The organism is Anabaena sphaerica FACHB-251 (assembly GCF_014696825.1).
Classification (GTDB): domain Bacteria; phylum Cyanobacteriota; class Cyanobacteriia; order Cyanobacteriales; family Nostocaceae; genus RDYJ01.
This window is the reverse complement of the sequence record NZ_JACJQU010000010.1, coordinates 151,963-174,086: the sequence shown is the minus strand read 5'-3', so window position 1 is coordinate 174,086 and position 22,124 is coordinate 151,963. Positions and strand designations below refer to the sequence as shown.

At 36.4% G+C, this 22,124-nt stretch carries 21 protein-coding genes; 9 read left to right on the top strand and 12 right to left on the bottom strand.

Annotated features, from left to right (window positions below; all coding sequences use genetic code 11):
• Window positions 1-144: 144 nt before the first annotated feature.
• The 7 genes from H6G06_RS17275 to H6G06_RS17245 all read right to left on the bottom strand — a co-directional run bounded on the left by H6G06_RS17275 (window position 145) and on the right by H6G06_RS17245 (window position 6,257).
• Window positions 145-474 (bottom strand): XisI protein, encoded by a 330-nt coding sequence (locus H6G06_RS17275; RefSeq protein ID WP_190562295.1) that lies wholly within the window; start codon window positions 472-474, stop codon window positions 145-147.
• Window positions 471-1,112, bottom strand: a complete 642-nt coding sequence (locus tag H6G06_RS17270; RefSeq protein ID WP_190562293.1) for an N-6 DNA methylase — start codon at window positions 1,110-1,112, stop codon at window positions 471-473. Before H6G06_RS17270 ends, H6G06_RS17275 begins: the two co-directional genes overlap by 4 nt.
• Window positions 1,112-1,963, bottom strand: coding sequence for a DNA methyltransferase family protein (locus H6G06_RS17265; protein ID WP_190562291.1), 852 nt, complete (start codon window positions 1,961-1,963; stop codon window positions 1,112-1,114). Before H6G06_RS17265 ends, H6G06_RS17270 begins: the two co-directional genes overlap by 1 nt.
• Before the next feature lie 48 nt (window positions 1,964-2,011).
• Window positions 2,012-2,671, bottom strand: a complete 660-nt coding sequence (locus H6G06_RS17260; protein WP_190562289.1) for a hypothetical protein — start codon at window positions 2,669-2,671, stop codon at window positions 2,012-2,014.
• 101 nt (window positions 2,672-2,772) lie between these two features.
• Window positions 2,773-3,084 (bottom strand): type II toxin-antitoxin system RelE/ParE family toxin, encoded by a 312-nt coding sequence (locus H6G06_RS17255; protein ID WP_190562287.1) that lies wholly within the window; start codon window positions 3,082-3,084, stop codon window positions 2,773-2,775.
• Window positions 3,085-3,087: 3 nt separating this feature from the next.
• The gene (locus H6G06_RS17250; protein WP_190562285.1) at window positions 3,088-3,342 is read right to left on the bottom strand and encodes a type II toxin-antitoxin system ParD family antitoxin; all 255 of its coding nucleotides are present in this window, start codon (window positions 3,340-3,342) and stop codon (window positions 3,088-3,090) included.
• A gap of 146 nt (window positions 3,343-3,488) precedes the next feature.
• Window positions 3,489-6,257 carry a DEAD/DEAH box helicase gene (locus H6G06_RS17245; protein ID WP_190562283.1) on the bottom strand — a complete coding sequence of 923 codons (2,769 nt, stop codon included), beginning with the start codon at window positions 6,255-6,257 and terminating at the stop codon, window positions 3,489-3,491.
• Between the two features lie 228 nt (window positions 6,258-6,485).
• On the opposite strand from H6G06_RS17245, the gene H6G06_RS17240 reads away from it, so the two are divergent.
• Window positions 6,486-6,926, top strand: a complete 441-nt coding sequence (locus H6G06_RS17240; protein ID WP_199306762.1) for a hypothetical protein — start codon at window positions 6,486-6,488, stop codon at window positions 6,924-6,926.
• A 576-nt stretch (window positions 6,927-7,502) separates the two neighbouring features.
• Here the strand turns inward: H6G06_RS17240 and H6G06_RS17235 are convergent.
• Window positions 7,503-10,607, bottom strand: a complete 3,105-nt coding sequence (locus H6G06_RS17235; protein ID WP_190562281.1) for a UvrD-helicase domain-containing protein — start codon at window positions 10,605-10,607, stop codon at window positions 7,503-7,505.
• A 196-nt stretch (window positions 10,608-10,803) separates the two neighbouring features.
• On the opposite strand from H6G06_RS17235, the gene H6G06_RS17230 reads away from it, so the two are divergent.
• Window positions 10,804-11,100 carry a hypothetical protein gene (locus H6G06_RS17230; protein WP_242039739.1) on the top strand — a complete coding sequence of 99 codons (297 nt, stop codon included), beginning with the start codon at window positions 10,804-10,806 and terminating at the stop codon, window positions 11,098-11,100.
• Between the two features lie 99 nt (window positions 11,101-11,199).
• On the opposite strand, the gene holA is transcribed toward H6G06_RS17230, so the two are convergent.
• On the bottom strand, window positions 11,200-12,195 hold the full coding sequence (holA, locus tag H6G06_RS17225; protein ID WP_190562279.1) for a DNA polymerase III subunit delta: 996 nt from the start codon (window positions 12,193-12,195) through the stop codon (window positions 11,200-11,202).
• Complete coding sequence (dnaX, locus tag H6G06_RS17220; RefSeq protein WP_190562277.1) at window positions 12,192-13,730, bottom strand: DNA polymerase III subunit gamma/tau; 1,539 nt, start codon at window positions 13,728-13,730, stop codon at window positions 12,192-12,194. The genes holA and dnaX overlap by 4 nt, the downstream gene beginning before the upstream one ends.
• A gap of 574 nt (window positions 13,731-14,304) precedes the next feature.
• On the opposite strand from dnaX, the gene H6G06_RS17215 reads away from it, so the two are divergent.
• From H6G06_RS17215 to H6G06_RS17205, 3 genes are read left to right on the top strand one after another with little or no spacing between them, the layout of a single operon-like run.
• Window positions 14,305-14,532 carry a helix-turn-helix transcriptional regulator gene (locus H6G06_RS17215; protein WP_190562275.1) on the top strand — a complete coding sequence of 76 codons (228 nt, stop codon included), beginning with the start codon at window positions 14,305-14,307 and terminating at the stop codon, window positions 14,530-14,532.
• Window positions 14,525-14,689, top strand: a complete 165-nt coding sequence (locus H6G06_RS17210) for a hypothetical protein (protein WP_190562273.1) — start codon at window positions 14,525-14,527, stop codon at window positions 14,687-14,689. The genes H6G06_RS17215 and H6G06_RS17210 overlap by 8 nt, the downstream gene beginning before the upstream one ends.
• The gene (locus tag H6G06_RS17205; protein ID WP_190562271.1) at window positions 14,679-15,284 is read left to right on the top strand and encodes a hypothetical protein; all 606 of its coding nucleotides are present in this window, start codon (window positions 14,679-14,681) and stop codon (window positions 15,282-15,284) included. Before H6G06_RS17210 ends, H6G06_RS17205 begins: the two co-directional genes overlap by 11 nt.
• 17 nt (window positions 15,285-15,301) lie before the next feature.
• Here the strand turns inward: H6G06_RS17205 and dnaN are convergent, their stop codons facing one another.
• A complete protein-coding gene (gene dnaN, locus H6G06_RS17200) occupies window positions 15,302-17,074 on the bottom strand; it encodes a DNA polymerase III subunit beta (RefSeq protein ID WP_242039738.1) in 1,773 nt (590 codons plus the stop codon).
• 270 nt (window positions 17,075-17,344) lie between these two features.
• Here dnaN and H6G06_RS17195 point away from each other — a divergent pair, with 270 nt between their 5' ends.
• Complete coding sequence (locus tag H6G06_RS17195) at window positions 17,345-18,019, top strand: SAM-dependent methyltransferase (RefSeq protein WP_190562269.1); 675 nt, start codon at window positions 17,345-17,347, stop codon at window positions 18,017-18,019.
• A 310-nt stretch (window positions 18,020-18,329) separates the two neighbouring features.
• Here the strand turns inward: H6G06_RS17195 and H6G06_RS17190 are convergent, their stop codons facing one another.
• Complete coding sequence (locus tag H6G06_RS17190; RefSeq protein ID WP_199306761.1) at window positions 18,330-19,727, bottom strand: ATP-dependent DNA helicase; 1,398 nt, start codon at window positions 19,725-19,727, stop codon at window positions 18,330-18,332.
• 582 nt (window positions 19,728-20,309) lie between these two features.
• On the opposite strand from H6G06_RS17190, the gene H6G06_RS17185 reads away from it, so the two are divergent.
• The 3 genes from H6G06_RS17185 to H6G06_RS17175 all read left to right on the top strand — a co-directional run bounded on the left by H6G06_RS17185 (window position 20,310) and on the right by H6G06_RS17175 (window position 21,951).
• Window positions 20,310-20,972 (top strand): acetoacetate decarboxylase family protein, encoded by a 663-nt coding sequence (locus tag H6G06_RS17185; protein ID WP_190562268.1) that lies wholly within the window; start codon window positions 20,310-20,312, stop codon window positions 20,970-20,972.
• 104 nt (window positions 20,973-21,076) lie between these two features.
• The gene (locus tag H6G06_RS17180) at window positions 21,077-21,532 is read left to right on the top strand and encodes a hypothetical protein (protein ID WP_190562266.1); all 456 of its coding nucleotides are present in this window, start codon (window positions 21,077-21,079) and stop codon (window positions 21,530-21,532) included.
• A 125-nt stretch (window positions 21,533-21,657) separates the two neighbouring features.
• Window positions 21,658-21,951, top strand: a complete 294-nt coding sequence (locus tag H6G06_RS17175; RefSeq protein ID WP_190562264.1) for an HNH endonuclease — start codon at window positions 21,658-21,660, stop codon at window positions 21,949-21,951.
• Window positions 21,952-22,124 lie beyond the last annotated feature (173 nt).

Here is a 22,124-nt window from a genome sequence, read left to right as displayed (position 1 = left end):
ACCAGTTTTTGGTGGACGTGAAGCCCTAGAAATTGTATGAGGTTGTGCAGAGGTTGAAGTAGATAACATTGAAATCGAGATTAAAACTCTTTTTTGATAAGAGTTACGTCTTTTCATTTTGGAAAAGTGACAACAGAGGGGTGATCAAGCAACTCCATATTTGGTATAAGGACGTTTGTATGGGGGATGCAAGCCTAAAACAATATCTGTAGCTGGAACTCCTCTTTCCACTAACTCTTGAGCAATATCAGCTTCTGTCATATTGTGCTGAATCCAGATTTTGTTATCTTTAATATCTAAATGAATGTAACAGGCATAAATGCGGTTTAAATCTTGCCAACCAACATCGAGAAGTTGATAATGATCATGTTCTGTATCAAGAATGAGTTGACATTCAATATTTGGCTCATTTGGGGTAGCATGGGCTGTTAATAATTCACGGATGATTTGACGATATTTATCTAGTTTTTTCATGGGATTATCTCCTCTTTGATAAACTGTTTAAATTCCTCTACAATTATTGGTAAATCACTATCAATTTCTCGCTTTGCTTGTTCCTTGGTTATAGGACGAAACAGCCGACGACCACGACTGTCAAAACCAATTTTATCTGCAACTGCCATAAAGATAGGATAATCCTCTGGTACTGATAAATTACCACCTTTACGTTTGAGAATCAAAAAGCTAGTGACAATTCCTAATTCACATTCTACCTGAAAGTTTTCTGGTGGTAACTGGATAGAAGCAATTAACACAGCCATTTCTTCTAATAACCATCTACGAAAATATGCGTGCTGAGATGAAGAAAGAATTCCATTAGATAGTAAAACACAGACTATTTCACCAGGTTGTACTTGTTTTAAACATTGTTCTACAAACAAGCATTCCTGCTCTATTTTGTTTCTCAATTTGGATGTGATAATATAACTGCCATTTTCTTGTTCTTTCCATTTGTACGCCATTTCAAATCGAGATAGTTCTTGATTAGCAGCAGAATTAATTTGGCAATAAGGAGGATTAGCAAGTGCTATAGTAGGTAAAGAAATGGGTAGAGGAGAATGACTAGCAGAGATTTGGAACAGTTGTTTCCAATCATTAATTTCTACTTTCATCAGAATAAACTTCCTTGCAACTGATTTCCTGTATGATTATTTTCGTATTTGATACCATTAATCACCAAGCTATTAGATGATTGATGCTGAGGTGTTGATGGGGAAATTTCATAATTTAAACTTGGTCGGATAAAAGAAACACCGCTACCTGTTAGAGTATTACCAATAACCAAATCTCCACCCAAACTAGGAATAGGTAATGCAAAATAGGGAGCATAAAGCATAAAGTTTAAACTCGCTATCTTTATTAGCAGTACATCCCATTCCCAACCTGTCAAACTAACAGCATAGTTAGACATTTCCAAAGCTAATCTTCCTGTACCCATAGCTGGTTCATAAACATGAAAAGGAGGTGCAGCAGTAGCACTAGAAACGGCTGTAACAGCCATTGCTTTAGCTGTCCAAATTGGGGTAGGATAGAATTTAGCTTTTGATTTTCCGTAACCTTCAGTAGCTAATAAATGTCCTAAATAATCAAAGGGACAAGTAATTAAAAGCTTTAATTCCAATGCTTGAACAAGACGGTTTTCTGCACCATTGCATCCTTCTGGTTCTGGAGGATTTTTTGTAATGCTGGGATGTCCTAAAGCGTAAAGTAAGTAATTTGTGAAATAGGGAATAAATCTGGAATGACTACCCCAACTCCCTTGAGGAATAGCTTGCAGACAGTTTTTTACCATCTGCAAAGTTTGGGTATTTCCTAAGTCTAAAAACTCAGTTTGTGGAATCTCTTTAGGTATTTCCCCTGTTTCCATTGTCCAACGCCATTGTTCCCATCTACCTTGATATTCATCGTCTAATTTAAGTAGTTCTGGTAGTAGCCATCCATGTTCAGAATATGTGAGTTTCATTGGCATTTATTGTTATTTGTATTTGCCAATGAGAGAGGCATTAGCCTCTTAAATTCTAACTTCAGGAATATTGTTTAAATTTATTATTGATGATGTTATTTCCTGATTCACCTGATTTGATATTAAATTATTATCTTGAGTTTGACTGAGTAATTTGATTAACCATTTTTCAGTTTGTTGATGCAATTTTTGATTCCAGTTTATATCTATCCTTTGTCCTGGTTTTACGGGGTCTACTGCTACAATTACAAGTTGTATTTGATTAGGGTTAACTGAATATTGAACAGTTGTAGTCCACAACTTTACTCGGTCTTGCCAGCTTAATTTAGGATAACGCACCGCCCATTCATAAATTCTGGGAATACCCCGTTTAAATGCTATATTTGTGATGATTTGAATAAAGTAATTTTCATTATTTACTGTCAGAGGTGCAATGACTGGGTTATCAACTAATAACTTCCTCCGGTGGTGAAAAAGTTCGGGTGCAAGTTCTTGTACTTGATTAACTAATTGAGCAATTTGAGGATTGGCATTTAATAAAGGTTGTATAGGAAGTTGTAAAAACAATTGTTTCATCACCAGTTGAAAGTTATCTGCTATGATAGAATCAAAAGCAGCGTGATTTTGTTGGTGTTTTTGGTTAGGAAATAGAAGCTGTTGCTGTGTTTTGTTAATTCGTTGAATATCAGCAAGGTTAATTATTGGCATAATTGGGAGAAAATTACATCTCTCCCCAGCAGCGTAACGCTGCTACTGCCTTTTTTGTAGTATTTTTTTTAATTAAACGTTGTATTGTTCTATTGGCTTGTTTACTCGTCTTCTAAGGAATCATCTACAAAAAAGTTGGGTATATCCCTTGATCCATGCAAAACACGGACAACTTCAATTCCTTGGTTGATAGGGTGGTAGAAAATGAGATAACTTCCTACTGGAAAACTCCGTAAATTTGGCAGTAATTCATCACGTTTTCTACCCATGCCAGGATTTTCTGCCAGAATTTTGAGCTTGTTTTCTATCTTTTGTAGGAAAATATCTGCTTTTTCAAGGCTTTCATTAGCAATGAAATTCCAAATATCTAACAAATCTGCTTCGGCAAGGGGTTTCTTCAGAATATTTGGCATTATTTACGACTGCTTCTCCTGCCTTTGTTGTTTTGCTTTGGCGATAATTTCACTCATGTTTAAGGGTGTAGATTCTCCGCTATCAATACCTTTTTGAATTTCTCGCCGTAACTCAGCAAGACGTATTTCTTTCAAGGTATCTTGTTCTTTGAGTAGCCGCAATCCTTCCCGAATTACTTCACTCGCGGAAGTATACATACCGCTTTCAACTTTAGATTGAACCCAGTTTTCCAGTTCGGTGGTTAGAGAAACGTTCATTTGCAACCTCTATCTAAAAAGGCTTCCATTAATTATTATACTGGGAATAACAGAAAATAACAAACTTTGTTATTGTGCGGCTCTATTACCCCAGTTTAATCAAGACGAATAAAGCTAACTACTAACCCTTTACTTGCTGTTATTAATTATTCAGCTATACCAACTGCATCTAACAACACCAAACCCATCTGCTTCAATAAAGCAGTATTCCCATCAGGACAGCCATGTTGAATTAAACACTTAGCACAACCAGTATTACAATTACAATCTCGTGCGATCGCCCCCGCAACCTCCGCAAGTTTTGGCAAATGTTTAAACACAGCTTCAGCCGCGCCATTCCCACCATCACTGGTATCATAGAAATAACCAGTGTAGTTGTTACCGTCCCCCAACTCCTTCACCACAGTAAAATTCACCTGTTTGGGGTCAACTTTAGCTACAAGCTGTAACGCCCTCATAATTTGATGTCCAAAGCTGTGGATAGCAATGAAGGTACTGGAATATTCCCACAACTGTTGATAACCAGAAGGAATAGGTTCTTTACTGCGGGTTAAACTGGTTCTAATTTCCTTAGCAAACTGTTGGATGTATTCCCGCGCACTGGAGTTAATTGTTACTTTCACCATTGGCGCGGAAAACTGAGTGCGGAAAGGTTGCTTAAACTTTTCTTCTGATAAAGTTTTCACAATTACAGCTTTGCGGGTAAGTTTGCGACACAGGGGACAGCGTAGTTGTTGAGGTAAGGGTTCTTTATAGTTAAGACAGCGTTTATTTAAACAAGTCTGCTCATGAATTTGCGTCATTAAATTGAAACCACTGGTAATGTGCTGCACTTCACCAAAACTCAATTCCAGTGTTAAATATTCCTGACATGACTTCTGCAAAGTCTCTCTGAAACCCTCTTTCAAACCCTCATGTCTCTGCGTTCTCTGCGTCTCTGCGGTTAGTTTATTCCGTAACTCGTGCGTAACTTCTACTTGACATTCTTCAACTTCAGCTAAAGGTGCAGAGTGCGAAATTTTCCCCTTTATTTTCTGTTCCTGTTCCTCCTGTTTCTTTTCTTCTATACCATCTGAAGAAAACAGCAATGGTAAATTTACTGGGTCAGTCAACACAGTTAAACTACTGGTTTGTGATACCGTAGTTGCAACCGTAAAAATTGAACTATCTGCTATTTGTTTTAAAATCGCTCGTTTACTGTTAAGGTCTAAAGAAATACATTGATAAGTCAACATTTGTCCCTTCGCATTTTGTCGTTTATAAATAGCTTGGGGATGCACTTCTCGATGAGCGATATCTTCAGATATTTCCTCTAATTCTTCCCCAGAAATTGCATCTACTAATTTGATAGTTGTTTGCGATAAACCACCCCGAAAATTAACATCTTTATGGGGATAACCTTTAGCCCACAAACCATTTTTACCTTTGTGTAAATGTCCTTGGGCTAACAACAGTTTGGCAACATCAAAAGCGGCTGCACCAAAATAGTGTTTAATTTTGTTAGTGGGAATGCCTGTTTCTGCGGCTGCACACATCAAATGTTTGGCTGCAAAGATGGGATATTCATCATTAAAAAATACTTCTTCAGCTTCTCCAGATACTAGCATTTCTGGATGTTCTGCCACATAACAGTCTATGGGATTTAAAGCATTGGGAAGCAGCACTGTGAGTCCTGGTTGAGAACGTCCTGCTCTACCACTGCGTTGCTGATACGCCATTTTAGAACCTGGCCAACCACGCAATACACAACATTCTAATTCTGGTAAATCAATTCCTGCTTCTAAGGCTTCTGTGGCAATTATCCACTTGATTATACCAGATTGAAGTTGATTAATTACTTCGGCTCGACGCTCGGACGTAATGCCACTGTAAAATGCGGTAACTTGGTTTGATTTTAACAGTTCTGTTAATTCTCGCACACTGCGCCGGGAGTTACAAAAAGCGATTCCTGATTTATTTTGATTGAGTAAAAATTGAATTATCCGGGCAGTATCAGCAGTTAAATTGTAACTTGGTTGCGTGACAATTACTTGTCTGGGTGGTGCAGATGCTCCACTTTTACGAATCCAAATTAAGGGTTTGGGGTTGAGTTTAGTTGGTTTTAAACCGGAGACTTTTAAAGCTAATTGTTTAGGATTACCACAAGTAGCACTGAGGAAGATAAATTGCAGTTTTTGGGAGTCACCACCGTATTTATCTACTGCTAGTTTAATGCGGCGAATTAACCAAGCCATATTTGCGCCATAGCTACCGGAAAGGGTGTGTGCTTCATCAATTAATATGTAGCGTAATCGTTGATAAAAGTTTGCCCAATTTGGTGATTTCCAAAGTTGTTTGAGTTGGAAGTGAATTAATTCGGGAGTGACTCCTAATATATGGGGTTCACTGGCAAGTATTTGTTCTCGTTCTGCTGATTTAATATCTCCTGTCATCATTGCTAAGACTGGGCGATATTTTTGGGGTATAGTAGAAAGTAATTGTGAGATTTTATGGAATTGGTCTAGTGCTAAAGCTCGTAGTCCATAAAATGCTAAGGCTCGGTGTTCTTGATTGATGCAACCTTCGATAATGCCGGGGTATGTGCTGAGGGTTTTACCACTGGCTGTAGGGGAGGTGAGGATGAAACTTTTACCTGTTCTGATTGCTTGTAAGGCTTTGATTTGATGGGAGTAAAGTTGAGTGATTCCTAGTGATTGTAGTGCTTTGATTAGTTGTTTTGGTAGGTCTTTGGGGATGGTTTTGAGGTTGGGTTCGGTGGCGGGAATTGTTTGTTGATAGAGTATTTCTTCTGCTAGAAATTCGGTGATTTCTGTTGGTTCTGGAGGATGGTGATTTGAGGGGGAATTTTCGGGAATGGGTGTGGTAGGTGGTGTCCACAGGCTTTGTAGTAATAAGCTGTAGTTGGGGGTGTTCATGGTGGGGTTTTTTGAACTTTGCCCTCATAAATCCCCCAGTGGGGGAAGATGTTAAATATAATTACTGTATATACTAACTTGCATGACCTCTGAAAAGGTTAGCATCTCACTAAAAAACTTATTTAACACAAAAAATCAGCTTATTAACTAGATTTAAAGTATGGAATTATTTAAAATACTTAGACTATAATTATAATTAGTCGAAAAACACTTTGCTAATGAATATTTATGAATAGAAAAAAATCCAGTGGTCATACTTTTGGTGTTCCTAACCGTAGTGGTGATACTTTTGGTTTTTCTAAGCCTAGAGGTATAAATGGGATAAACAGCAAAAAGAGCAAGCCTATTTCACAACCGTCAATGTCAGCATCTACAATAGAACTTATAAAGCAAGCAATGAATCAAAAACGCTTGATTGATTTTTATTACCACGAATTACATCGTATTGCAGAACCTCACATTATAGGATTAAAAAATGAATTTGTACAGGTGTTAGTGTATCAAATCAGGGGAGAAAGTAATTCAATAAAGCTTCCCAATTGGAGGCGTATGAATCTTGATGATATGTCATGTCTGAAGATTCTTGATGAGACTTTCTTTAATAAGCCGCTATCTCCTTCTGATAGCCATAGTTCATGGGATGAAATCCTATTTACTCTTGATGAATAAATTTTAAAACTATATCCATTATTAAAATCCATAAACGCAATACATTCCCCTGATTACCTCCTGAGTGATTGGGGGAATTTTTTCTATATTATCTTATGTCAATTGTGAGAAACAGTAATCAAAACTGAATTAGGAGACTTAGATTGAATAAAAGTTTGAGTCTTATTTTGCAATAAGAACTAGCATTTCTCAACAAAAAGTAAAAACAAATGCGTCGTAGCTCTTACAGATATTACATTTTCCCAGAGTGACAAAAGAAGGATAAGTGCTTAGGAACTCTATTAATTAGTACAGCAAAAGAGGATGATCTCTATGAAAAATATGAAACTTATACCAAAAACAATTCTAAACTACAGCGTCTTATTAATGCCATTGGCACTTATGGGGATATTAGCAATATCTCAATGTGGTGATCATATCAACGTTAAACTTCCGCCTTTTGAATTACAAATTACAAAGGGTAGTTGTAAATAATCGCTGTTAAATAAACCAGTCTAACTGCGTAAAACTAGAAGGAAATACCCCTTGATTGCCACAACGCGATTGAGGGGATTTTTTTTAGTAGATTAATTGCTTTTACTCCTCATTTTCATTAACCAAGTAGTATTGACCTTGATTTATATGATAAACTTCTGATTTATTTTCCTCATCGTCACAAAACCTCACTTCAATTCCTACAGCTTGAGAAATCCAATTGGCGTTATTAAAATATTTTTGAACTGAAAAACCTTCTGCTGGATAGGTGCGATACCAAGCAGGTGAAACCTCTGGTTTCCAAATATAGCCTTCGGCTTTGAGCAAGTCTTTAATTGCAATAGTACCGTTGCTACCTTTACCATCCTGATTACCAACTTTAATAGTAATATACCGTACAGTCCCCACACCAATAAAAGTTTGATAATCTGACCAATTTAATACAGAAATTTTCGTTTTCCTGTTTAATTCTTCAATGAAAGGTGATGAATTTTTACTTTCTGTGACAATAAATAAAGTTTCAACTGCACGAGTTAAAGCCACATAAAATAAACGGCGTTCTTCATCTACTACACGCTCAATGCTATCACCAAACACACGGGTAAACATTAAATCAGGATGTATCAATGGATAACAACGAGGAATAGCATCAAGTATTATAACTACATCCTCTTGCAGACCTTTATATTTATGTGCAGTTGATATAGTTACTAATTTTCTTGATTCTTCAGGAAGGTATGAACGCACTAATTCTAAAAAACTATCAAGTGTACCATTTTTATATTTACTCCTTTTATTTTGATAATTCACATACCAAGGTAAACTATTTTTTCGACTGAGTAATACTACTTTTTTACCTTCTTGAATAGTCTTGTTAATTAGACGTAAGATAGCAGGTGTTATATTGTCTCCAGGATAATTTTCTTGCTCTGTGGGAGTTGGTTCAAAGCTAGACATATCAGCAATATTAACTATTCCAGGAATCTTTTTATCAGCGCGAGCAGGAGTACCCAAACCTTGCATTAACTTATTACCAATATCAACAATAGAAGTAACTGAACGGTAATTTGTAGCTATATTTAATTTATGTGATGGCTGGAATAATTGGTGAAAATCCTGATAAAATCTGAGGTCAGAACCAGCAAAACCATTAATTGCTTGCCAGTCATCACCAACACAGAAAAAGAGGGCTTGAGGATTTTGCTTTCTGATTGCTGCTATTAAATTATAGAATAGTTCTGAAAAGTCTTGATATTCATCAATCATGATGTATCTGAGACTTTTTAAATCACCAGTTCCTAATCTACGGTGAAATATAGTTTGTCCTGATGCAACTACTTCCACCGCTTTCTGCATTAGTCCATCAAAATCTTCTTCACCTCTATCTTCAAGACATCTTAAATAGGATTTATAAAATTTCTGTGCTAAATATAAAAATTGTTCTTCAATCTTACTCACACATTCATGTTTATAAATAATTTTTTCTAACTCTTCTAAAGTTAAAGAAAGTTTACGACAACGTTGAATAAATCCTTTCATTACTGTCGTAAATCTATCTGTTGATCTATCTTTTATCCTTGACCAAATTGTTTCTTCACTCAGTCGGTTACATTGAATACCTAATCTTTCTAACTTATGCTTGAGTAATGCACAAAAAACTTCTGCTCCTTGCTCTTTAAGAGGTCTTGGTGACAGTGCTATTAACTGCCAATTAGGACGATTTGCCCAATACTCTCGCTTTTCATGAGACATATCATCATAATCTGGATCTCCTTCAAGTCCAAAATATTCAATAACTATTCCCTGTTTTTCTCCAGTCAATATTGTAAAATCAGGACGGTAATTTATGCCATTCCACCAAAAGTTACGCTCATATTTGTATTTAATATTATGTTCAAATAAAAAATCAGCGATTAGTTTTTCACCAAAAGATTTATAGTAATTACCATCAATTCCTTCTCTTGGCAATGAGCGACGATAACGAAGCATTTCTTCTGGACTTTTATCATAGCCACCTGAGATTATTCGCTCCCAGTCTTCACGAAATGCTGCCATCATCAAATCGCGTATTTTTGCATAAAATCCTGGATGGCGTAAGTAATCATCAATTACAAGCTGTAAAGCGCGGCTTTGGTTCTGTTCTCCATCTGGTTCATCAAAAAGAATATTTTCGGGATGAACTAAGGCATAAGCTAAGGCATGGAAAGTCATTACATGAGGAATAGAATTTTGTAGTTGTAAAGTTAGACGTTTTCGCATTTCGGCCGCTGCTTTGCGATTGAAGGCTAAAAGCAACATTTCTCCTGGTGCAATACCACAATGTTTCTGTAAAAATATTGCTCGGTTGACTAAAGTTGAGGTTTTACCACTTCCTGCTCTAGCTATTACTTGTATATGATTTTCAAGAGTGCCAATTGCCGCTGCTTGTTCAAGGTCAGGAGAGGAGTTTAAATTAGTATTTACCCAATTTTGGATGTACTTTAATTTTTCCGATTGGTATTCTTTAAATAATATATATTCTGTACAATTTACTTGATAAAATTTATCAGCATTAAGAAAGTTGTTTTCAAGTTCATTTTTTATATTTTGTAGTAAAGATAGTTTTTGAGCTTTTCTTCTTTCAATTTCTAATCTTTGAGCTTCGCGCCTTTCTGCTTCTCGTTTTTGTGCTTCCAGTCTTTGAGCATTTCTTCTTTCAATTTCTAATCTTTGAGCCTCGCGTCTTTCTGCTTCTCGTTTTTGTGCTTCCAGTTTTTGAGCATTTCTTCTTTCAGTTTCTAATCTTTGAGCCTCGCGTCTTTCTGCTTCTCGTTTTTGTGCTTCCAATTTCTCGGCTTCACACCTTTTTTTATTTTCTTGTTCCATTTGCTCTATTAATGCAAGTCTTTTTTCCAAAGAAAGGGGTAATTCCAAAGAAAGAGGTGGTTCTAAAGCATTAAATTCTCTAATAAATCTATTTTTTTCATACCTACAAGTATAATTACCAACATAATTATAGGCAGACTGACTCCAAGCAGGGTAGCTTACCCCAATCTCTAGAATCGTACTGTTTAGTGAGCTATCATCTTTTAATAAAAATGAAACTCTTCCTTTTCCTCTAACAATGTGGATAACTTCTCTTCCCAAAAGTATTTCCCAGAGGTCATCATTATCACCAATAACCTCTGCAAACTTTTTAACAGTATCAATCTGTGAACTGCTATCCATAAGCACACCTCTATCATAATCAGCAATTGTGACTAAATTGCTAACAGTATTATTTTAGATCATTGTTATAGTTGTAACATGGACAGGGTATAATTTAACATCAACTTAATAACTCACGTAGTGATAAATGAAGATTGCACTGGATAAATACACGATGCAATTTAGCGAATCCGAGATAATATAAAAATAGAATCTAATGAAAAATACTATGCAAGCATACAAACTCAAAGGAAAAATTGATTCATCTGGTAACTTAGTAATTACCGATCCCCTGAAATTACCACCCGGAGATGTAGAAATTGTACTTTGGCAAGCTACTGAAACGCTTGATAATACCACAACCCCAGCAAGTGAACCAGCACCAGAAACACCAAAGAGAAAATCTAAGATAAAAGCATTTCAGAGTTTCTTTGAAAATTCTCCACCTGTACCACCAGACTTTGATCCAGATCAAGCTAAATGGGAATATTTAAAAGAGAAACATAACCTATAAAATTCTAGCTTGCTACTAATATTATCAATGAAATTGGATTTTAGACAGACATCAAACATCCAATCCAAAATCCAAAATGATCCCTCAACTTCCTCCTAATTAAACCACCTGAAACAACCTACAAACACCAAGAATCACCACCAACAAATCCCTACCATCAGCACCCCTCTTAATAGACATCTCCAAATCCAAAATCATCGTTACCGCCCTAGCCAAAGCATTAATATTTGTATTCGCTACCTCCTGACGCAAATAGTAAACCCGACGAGGATTACTGATATTACAAACTTGAGCTAATTCACCATCCTTCTTCACCCCAGAAACCATCGCAGACTTCACCCATAACCAAGTTCTAAACTGCGTTAAAATAGTGCTGACAATCACCATTAAAGGTTGAGAACGAGACAGTAAATCATCCAACAATTGCAAAACTTGATGGCTTTTCCCTTCACGCATAGCCGCAGCCAATTGTAGGCTATTCTGAGTTTGACATGGAACTAACTCCTGTACCTCTGCAAGCTCTAACTTTCTACCCTGAGCATAGATAGACAGTTTGCGTAACTCAGAAGCAGCACGAGTCATATCATTACCAATAGCTTGTGCTAAATATGTTACCGCCTCCTCTGACAACAGCAGTTTAATTTTCTTGGCTGTAACAGCATTATCTGTAGTGTTCGTGTAGAGTCTTGCAGCCAGCGAAACTATCGCCTGTTCAATCAAATCATACCGCCAAGGTGGTATCAACGCAAACTCCAACAACTTCCCATATTTGACCAGATGTTTGTAGACCTTCAGCCGCTTATCCACACTATTAGCCACAAACACCAAAATAGTCGAATCAGGCACTTGCACCAACTGTTGCAAAGTTTCTAACTCAGTATCACCCCACTGCTTGAGGTGGCAATTTTCCACTATTACCAGTTTTTTACCATCAGTCAGGGAACGAGTACGAGCCACACTCAAAGCCTTATCAAGCTGATTATCTGAAAATCGGTGATAACATAAAGTCAGCCATTGAGCATCAATCTCTGCTTTGTACTGGTTTAGCTGTGACTGAATCGCGTGTTGGTCATCACCAGTGAGCAAAACAATCATCCTCTTACCCTTCCATTATGACTGTGATTGGCAGTTTTAATTAACACAGTTAAAGGTTTGGGACTTTGGGTAGCTCGTTGCAGCATTTTAGCGATCGCCTCTTTACCACTCTCAAACTTTTTCTGGTAAGCTGGTGTCACCTCTAAAATTGCCTTAGACCCTTGCAATTTCACCAGATGACCATGAGCTAACAGCTTTTGATGATTCGGTTTAGCCTTATCCATCACCTGCTGCCAAATTTGCGCTAGGTTAGCAGTATTAGCAGTATTAGCGGTATTAAGTAAGTCGGCAGTATTAGTAGTATTGGTTACAACTGCTGGTAACAAACTATCCTCACCCCCATCTCCAGATTTATCATTCACCTTATTAACGGTGTACGTGCCGAATGTAGGTAACAATCTGTTATCATGCCCTGGTTTAACATTGGTTTTCGTTGTTCCCACAGACAATAAACCAGGCAGTAAATTGAGTAAACAAACCTCCAGCCACACACCCGCATTTACCGTATACCGCAGATAATTTTCCGCTTTTTGTAACTCTGCTAAAGACAAATTCAGAGTCTCAAAATTCCAGTGTTTGGCAAAAGCTTTGAGTTGGTTATAACTGACACAACCAGTCAGCAAAGTTTGTTCCTTTGGTGCAGACTTGATAATTAACAAATCACGGTATGTTTGCAGTAAATTTGAGATAATCAACTTCGGCGTTTTCCCAGAGTCTACCAATTCTCTTGCAACTTGCAGCAAGTTAAAAGTGTTGTTGGTAGAGATAGCCTGTAAAATAGCGATTAACTCTGCTTCTGTGACACCACCAGCAATTTCCATGATATGATGGGCAGTGATATCTGTATGCAAAAGACTGGCTTGACCGAGTAATTGCAGCGCATCCCGTAAACCACCATCACTGAGTCGAGCGATCGCATTTAATCCCTCATCATCAACAGAAATAGATTCCGCATCTGCTATAATACGGAGATGCTGCACAATAGTTTTAATGGATAAAGTGCGGAAATTAAACACCTGACAACGGCTGATAATAGTAGGTAAAACCTTGTGCTGTTCTGTGGTGCAAAGAATGAAAACCACATGAGGTGGTGGTTCTTCAATACATTTGAGTAAAGCATTTTGGGACTGGGTTGTGAGTTGATGCGACTCATCAAGAATAAAAATTCGATAACGTCCTGCTACTGGCGCTAAAGTACAGCGTTCAATTAAAGCACGGGCATCATCTACACCATTATTAGAAGCAGCATCAATTTCACTCACATCTAGACTATTGCTACTTTCAATTGAACGGCAAGATTGACAAATTCCACAAGGTTTATCAGTTGGTTTTTTGCTATTAAGACAATTGAGAGATTTGGCAAATATGCGTGCAGTGGAAGTTTTACCAGTACCTCTAGAACCTGTGAACAAATAAGCTGGGGCAATTTGTGAGTGTTTGACAGCATTAGTTAAAGCAGTTTTGATGTAAGGTTGTCCCACCAATTCGGCTAAAGTTTGGGGACGATATTTTTGATGTAGGGCGACTGTAGACATAGGATTTATTCATCTTAATTCGTCGCCCTTGCCCCTGTTAAGGGGATAGAATTTTAGTTGAAATTTATAGATTATTTGCGATTAATGAGATACAGAAAAAAGTTGATAAAGTTGTTATATCAACTAATATAATTTAACATCTTTTTGTTAGAAATCAACACAAAATCGAATCTTATCTGATATTTGAGCGGACAAAATAGTAAAAACTAAAAATAGTTCGTACAAAATTGAGACAATCAGGAACAGAGAACCTTTAACATAAAACAAGTATAAAATCTTTTTTCATAAATCTTTGTTAATAAAATTTGTTCCTCATTCACCTCAAATATGTTGTATTATTTAAACCTAATTAAACTTAGTCAACTGTACTGATGAAGAAGTTTAACAAAGAATTTGACAATTTAATCTACTTTTCTCTTTTCAACTTTCTTTATCCCCTATAGCCTTAATATACAGTCCTTCTTGCTCCTAACATGATAGTAAGGTGTTTATGGCTGCTTCTTGTCTCCTGCTTTGTGGTGCTAACTATTTAGCGTTAATAATTTCCTGATATACTAATAATATCAATTAATTCATGCAAAAAATTTACATCTCAAAAGTCGCGCAACTGCGAAAACAAAAAAAACTAACTCAACGCCAATTAGCTGATTTAGTGGGTGTTGATCCTTCTACTGTGCGTAACTGGGAGCGAGAGCGAGGAGGGATAGAAACCTTCGTGAAACTGGCCAAACTTTGCAAAACATTAGATTGCACTATTGAGGATTTGTTTGATGAAGTGCAGAAAGTTAAGGAGGATGATTAGCTTTTTACCTGTTAATTTTATCACCTGTGTCATTGCTCATCAACCAGAGCGATCGCTGTTCACCAATGTGATCACCTTTGAAAGAGTGCCAGGGGGAATCGCCAAACCCCTGAATATGCACTGGTTATGGCGTTTTACTAGGGTATATGAAAAATAACCCTAGTAAAAATAGGGAACAGTCACAGATATCCCCTAGTAACAGCCCTAGTAAAAAGCGACGACGAAAGGGCGATGGCAATGGGTTTATTTATTGGCGCACAATCACCAAAAATGGTAAAGATTACCAACAGGCTTATTATCATTGGAAAGAAAACGGTCAGAAAAAGACCAGATACATACCTAAAAAATTACTGGGGGATATTCAAGAAGCTGAGGCTGCTAAACGTCCAGTCCAAGAAATTCTACTTCTTTTAGGCATTTCTGTCACCCCTAGTAATCAAAGCCCTAGCAATTTACTAGGGGATATCCCATCAAGCCCTAGTAATTCTGACTTCTCCCCTAGTAATAACAGCCCTAGTAAAATGCGACGGCATAAAGGAGAAGGTAGCGGTAACATCCACTGGCGCACGATCAGCAAAAATGGCAAAGATTACCCACAGGCTTATTATCATTTTGAGTTTTGGACTCAGGGCGATCGCTTAGTAAAATCTTCTAAGTACATCCCTAAGCGGTTAATACATCGAGTTGAGCAGTTAGAACAACAGAAAGCGCCCGTTAAAGAAATTTTACGAGTCTTAGGCGTAGAATTGTAAGCATTCAGCTGTTAGCCTTAATTATTCGGAGTATACAATGGTAGCAAGAAATGACGCATAGACATTTCCACCTCTGGATTTGGTCTATCTCCATGAGGAACTAACATAGCCGGATGATCTGATTGCTGTAAGTGCATTTTGATACTCGTACTAGGAATAGCTTTAGCAGCTTCTATCAAATACTTGAGATTAAACTGAATATTCAACATCATTTCTGATGGTAAATTAGCAACAATCACCAAATCCCCTTTACCAAATTCCCGTTCAATAGATAACCGTAATTGCTGCAAACTGCCATCAAACTGCAAATAAATTCCTTGTGCTTTCTTATCCGTTAATACAGCTAACCGTTCCAGTGCTTTAACCAACGGTGCTTTTTCTAAAATTACCTCTTTTTCAAAACTAAATTGAGCTAACAATTGTTCACAATCAGGATAAATTCCTTCCAGAAATTGACAGCTAAGAATGACATCTTGCCAAGCCAAACCCAAACGATTACTTTGGGCATCATACAGCATATTTATTGATTCTACATCATCACCTAAATTTCGTGCTATTTCTCTTACCACACGACCAGGCAGAGTAAATTTAATCATCTCGTCAGATGTAACTTGTTGACGTGGTTTTCTACCAATTCCTTGAGTTGAAACTTCAGTAATAGCAACTCGATGTCCATCAGTACCTATCAACTTTAATTTCTCCTGTGTAAGTTGGACATGAACTCCAGTGACAATATATTTATTTTCATCAGTGCTAACTGCATAAAGTACACTTTTTAAACCATCTTTGAAAACTATTGTTGGCAGAGAAACAGGAGTTGTATCAATGATATTAGTAGGTGGAAACTCTTCAGCAGCGATACCTTTAATTTCATATTTACCATCGGTATCAGATATACCAAGAGAATATATCTTTGTTGACTGCTCCTCTTCTGTCAGCTGTGTTATTTGAGTTTGACTATTTAGAGAAATATTCCCATGAGGACAATGTTTGACTATTTCAAATAACATTTGCACTGGTACAGTAATTTCCCCCTTTAATAACACCTGCGCTGCAAAACTCGCTTGAATTGTTAATGCTAAATCTGTGACAGTGAGATGTATTTGTTGTGTTTCAACATCTGCAATAATTAGGACATTAGCAAGAATAGGATGACTAGGTTTAGCTGGTGTAGCGCAATGGACTAAAAACAGCGCATTGTAAAACTTAGTTTGTTCACAAATCACTTCCATTCCTGATTCTATGATTGGTTGAGGATTTGATTCCTCTTTGGGAGATTTTTTCTTGGTCTTCTGCTTTTGAATTATTTCACCTGAAGCATTAGAATTGATATTACTCTTTTGCTGTGCAATTGTTTCCTCTGAAGTATCAAAATTGATATTATTATTCTGCTTTTGAGTTGTTTTACCTGAAGTATCAGAATTGATATTATTCCTTCTCTTTGTAATTGTTTCCTCTAAATTATCAGAGCCAATATTACTACTCTGCTTTTGAGTTATTTCATCTAAAGTGTCAGAAGAGATATTATTCCTTTGCTTTTGAGTTGTTTTATCTGAAGTGTCAGAATTAAGAGAGGTAGTTTTTTTCTTTTTACGCACAGGTATTTCTGTGATATTTGTTGATACTCCATCTTCTATTTCAGTAGTAGCAGCATTTTTAGTTTTTGTCTTTTCTATTTGAGGAGTCACAGTATTTGTTTGTTTTGCCTTTTCTGTTTCAGTAGTAGCAGCACTTGTTTGTTTTGTCTGCTTTGCAGTCTTTACCTTTTGTTTTTGCGCTGTTTGAGTCATGATCCTTTATCTCTGATTGCATCATTACTAGAAGACTGCGGTAGCAGAAACAAAATTTGTGAATCTATAAATCAATTTTTCAAGCAATCATTTAATCTATAAATATAATCAACATTCTAATTATAGTAATCCTAAATATTCAGTTAAATTTTAACCAAATTCAAATATTTATAAAATAATGATTGTTATCTCAGGTTTTTCTCACGGGTAGGGTAAAATTATTATAGTAGACTAGCGTAAAATCCTAAACAAAACTAAATCTGAAAAATTATGAAATTAAAAGAAGTTGTACCTTGGGGTAGAACATTACAAGAGTATAAGCTAATGTTTAATTTATCGGACACAGACCTAAACAAGAAAATTCTGGGTTGTGGTGATGGTCCAGCCAGCTTCAACGCTGAAATGACAGAACTGGGATATTCAGTTATTTCTATTGACCCCATTTATGAGTTTTCTGAAGACCAAATTAGACAACGAGTTCAAGAAACTTATGAACCAATTATATCCCAGGTAAAACAAAATGCAGCCCGCTATGTTTGGAATAATTTTCATAATGCACAACAACTTGGTGACGCTCGTCTTGCAGCAATGGAGAAATTTTTATTGGACTATGAAACTGGGAGAAAAGCAGGACGTTATTTATCACAATCTTTACCCAAATTAGAATTTGGTGATAATCAATTTGAATTATGCGTTTGTTCTCATTTACTCTTTCTTTATTCCGAACAACTATCTCTAGATTTTCACATTGCATCTATTTATGAACTCTTGAGAATCGCAAAAGAAGTGAGAATTTTTCCCTTGTTGAAACTTGATTGTGAACCATCACCTTATCTTGATGCAGTGTTTAATCTCTTTTCTAGTCAACAGTTAAACATCGAAATACAACCCGTTGGTTATGAATTTCAAAAAGGTGGAAATCAAATGTTGAAAATCCATAGATAATCAGGAATTACACCAACAAAGTTGGGAGCATTCCTAATGTGTAAATTTATTTTTATCTAGTTACTTAAAATGCTCCAAGGTCTTGATATGATTGAACCGCAAAGGACGCAAAGTACACAAAGTTAAGAGATTTTTTAGTGTTGCTTCGTTTATTTTTTCAAAATTGGGACATCATTTAACTGTAACTTAATGGAGAGAAGCAATACCTTTATTGCGCTCCTCTCCCATTACAAAATGTGGTTATAGCCGTTCCCAAGAAGCGTGAGGTACAATGCTATATTTTAGTTGATGATTCTTAGCCGTTTATAGATTACCGAATTACCAAAATACGCTGTCTAGCTCGTGAACTAGCAACATAATACAAGCGATTAAACTCCTTAATTTTAGCTAGAATTGATTTATTATCATCTCCCCGTTCTGGATTCAATCGCTTACTTAAATCTTGTCCATCAATACCTGCTTCTAAGAAAGTGCTACCTTGACTATTATGAACAGTTAATGCAAAGCAATTTCTGATATTAGCAAACTGCTCTAAATGTTTATAGTATTGCTTCCACAGAAAAGGATTGCGTTTGGCACTTCTCAAGAAACGTTGCGTTTCTTGTTTAAATCGTTTCTCTTCATCTTCATGTAAAACGTAGATTTGACGTACAATTCCTTCATCTGTTTCTACTTTCAATCTCCAAGCATCATAATTGTTATAACGTTCTGCCAACACATCTACAACATTAAATTCTGTAGATGTAGAAAGAATGGCAGTTTTACCATCAGGCGCTATCACCGGATCTCTAGTAATCAATCTTTCTCCAGAAATAAATCTGTTGGCATTCTTCCCATACAAATATGTACGAATTTGTTGATTATAAAAGTCAACTTGGGCATTCGTCCATGATAAAATACGGAAACAATCTGGATTATGCACAAACTCTTTAGACATCTTTTTGCACGCATACCGCAGCAAAGTTTGACGTTTTACCATGAGCGAACCATTACTTTTATCAGGTAAATATTTAGCAAAGGGATTAAATGGTTGTTTACTTTGAGTAACTGCATAGCGAGCAGCAGTAACAAACTCTAATAAAGGACTATCAATTCCTTGGCGGACAACTTGAGTTAATACTGCTTTATTTGCTACTTGAAAACTGAGAGATTTTCTTTCATTAACTGGATTTAATTGTGCAGGATCACCCATGAGAATAATTTTGATTTGTGTCCAGGGTGATGATTGATTAGCAACATTTTCAATCCAGTGCCACAGTTGTTTGCCAATCATGGAACATTCATCAATAAAGACAACATCAAATAAATTGATGTAGGATGGTCCAGTCTGTTCAAGTATTTTCTCTTTACCTCTAGTCACCATTCCTAATCCTAGTAATTGGTGAATTGTAAAGAATTCTACGTTAGTTACTCCATTTTCTGCCGCCATCCGTCGTAGTACACCTACTGCTTTATTTGTGGGTGCAGTTAACACAACTTTTTTACCTGTAGCTACCAGCACTTTTACAAGTTGAAAAACTATTGTTGATTTTCCTGTTCCGGCAAATCCTACTAACAGAAATAAAGCAGCAGTAACAGTTGGTTGTACAAAAGTCCACATTTTATCTAAGGCTTTTTGCTGCTGTTGAGTAAATTGAAATGGAAAAGAATTTGTGGTTAGGAAATTAGGAAGTGTTTGTAGCATAGTTGCTTCGTTAATTCCATTCATTGATCCACTCAATGCAGCGTTAGCTGTTTGGTTAATTCAAAACTACACTCCTTTTAGTATCAAATATTTAAGGGGAGCATCCCAAATGTGTAAGTTGATTTTTATCCGATTACCCAAGGCTTGAGAGAAACGAACCACTAAGGACACAAAGAACGCGAAGGATAAGAAAGTGTAAAGGTTTTTTGGGTCAGTGTTGTGATTTTGAAAAATTGGGATGCTCCCCTTGAATGCGAAGAACATTTGTATTTTTTCCCCATTTATGGAGAGGCTAAAAACCTTGTTTTTAGATTTTTAGACTTTGATTTTAATCTAAAATCCAAAATCTAAAATCTAAAATTTTTTCGGTCAGAGGTAAGCCTTTTTGAAGCAATTAATTTTGGGAGTGATATTATGTCCCCCTTCAGCACTTGCGATATAAATTGTTTGTGCAGAAATCCAAAAATTCTTTTTCCCTCTGCATCTTGCCTTCATGCAGTTTCTTAATGATAATAAGTATTTAACATATCATGATATGATACCTGAGAAATAGAGATGAAGTGGCATCAGAGATTAAAATAAAAGACGTAAGCATTTTCCAGAAAGATGACATATCCAACTGCTCCTTGGAAACTTGAAGGCTATGCGATTCAAACCTTGCACTTAGTTGATATCAAGCAAGCTATTCCTTTTGTTCCCTCCGAATTAGAGATTGTTTCCCTTTTACCCGGTAAAACTCTGGCGGGAACTTATGTATCTTCCTATGAAGCTGGTTCTTTGTTGGAATATAATGAATTGATTGTAGTTCCGGCTTTTGTACGCTATCAAGGATATATTGGTGCTTGGATTTCCCATATTTATGTAGATAATGAAGATTCTGTGGCTGGAGGTAGGGAAATTTGGGGATTACCCAAAGAAATGGCTGAATTTAGTTGGGATAATCATGGTAAGCTTAGTGTTAAACAAAATCAACGGGAGTTATACCAATTGTCTTATAAAAAAGACTGGTTGAGCTTATCTACATGGTGGCAACAAGAATTTAGAGGTAATGCTTTCGGCGGTTTAGGTTCTGAGTTGCTATATTTTCAAAATAATTTTAAGTCTCAAATTAGCTTATTAAAATCTAATTTAGAAATTCCCCAACACAGTCCTTTTGCTTCTTTAGGTTTAGGTCAGCCTTGGTTTACTGTAAACTTACAAAAGTTAGAATTATTGGCTGGTGTACCTAAATTACTTGGTAATGAAGTCATTAATTTGAGTGATAATTGATTGTTCATACGGAAATTGAAACCTTTATCTTATTTGAATAAAAATTTTAGAAATACAAAAAGGGTGTAACTATGGCAAGAAAGTCTAGGGATTTCAAGGATTTAATGCAAGAAGAACAATTTTCTTCTAAAAAACAGCAACGTCTCAATAAAATTAAAGAAAATATACAGGAGGCGGGATTTGGAGAATTAGCTGAAAATATGATAGTAGAACCAAAAGACGCTCCAAAAATGTCAAAAATTCTGCAAGAGTTCGTTTCTCCCTATATAGATCCTGTATACACCTTAAAGCAACGTAAATCATTATTCGGTTTAGCTGCTATCGCTTGGAATGCGGCGGTCATGCCTACATCTGAAATTGATACTTTTTTGGAGAAAGAGTTATCAAAGCAAGATACAGAAACTCAACAGGAAGTTAAAAAATTGATTGACGAACTAATTGCCAGAAAATATAAGTATTTCTCTGATATTAAATATTTTATTATGGATGTTCAAGTTACAGAAACAAAACGACAATATCATATTTCTGTTGCTTCAACTTTGTTGTCAAATCCTGAATGATATGAGGATGCAATTATATTGCGATAATTTACCGGCTCTTAGTGGAAGACAGTGCCATAGTTGATGGTAGTATAAAAACTACCTGTTAAAATCTTTAAGTGCATAATTGTCCAGGTTCAACTATCATGGGATACCCAAAACACTGGAAAAAATTAGCTAGAGATATCAAAGAAAAAGCTGATTGGCGTTGTCAAAAATGCGGGCGTGTTTGCTTACGTCCTGGAGAGAAACCACCTGAAAATATTAAACCCCGTGCCTATAACCTACAAGTTCATCACCACAATATGAATCCTGCCGATAACAGGGTTGAGAACCTAATTTGCCTCTGTTCTGGATGTCATCTAGGATACCATAGAGGAGGTAAGGGTAACGTTTCTCCTGGTCAGTTGTCACTGTTTGATATGTCGGGATTTTCTTAGAGGAAAGTTTTGATGGCTGTTCTTGGGCGATCATCGCCTACGGTAAGCGATAGCGCAAGTGCTGACTTGTCAGTTCGCCTGTTAACTGCCAGTGTTGAAGGGGAAACCAAGAATATTGAAAACCTCCATTAGTAGTCACACCCATTGTCAATATTATTTTTATATAGTACGAT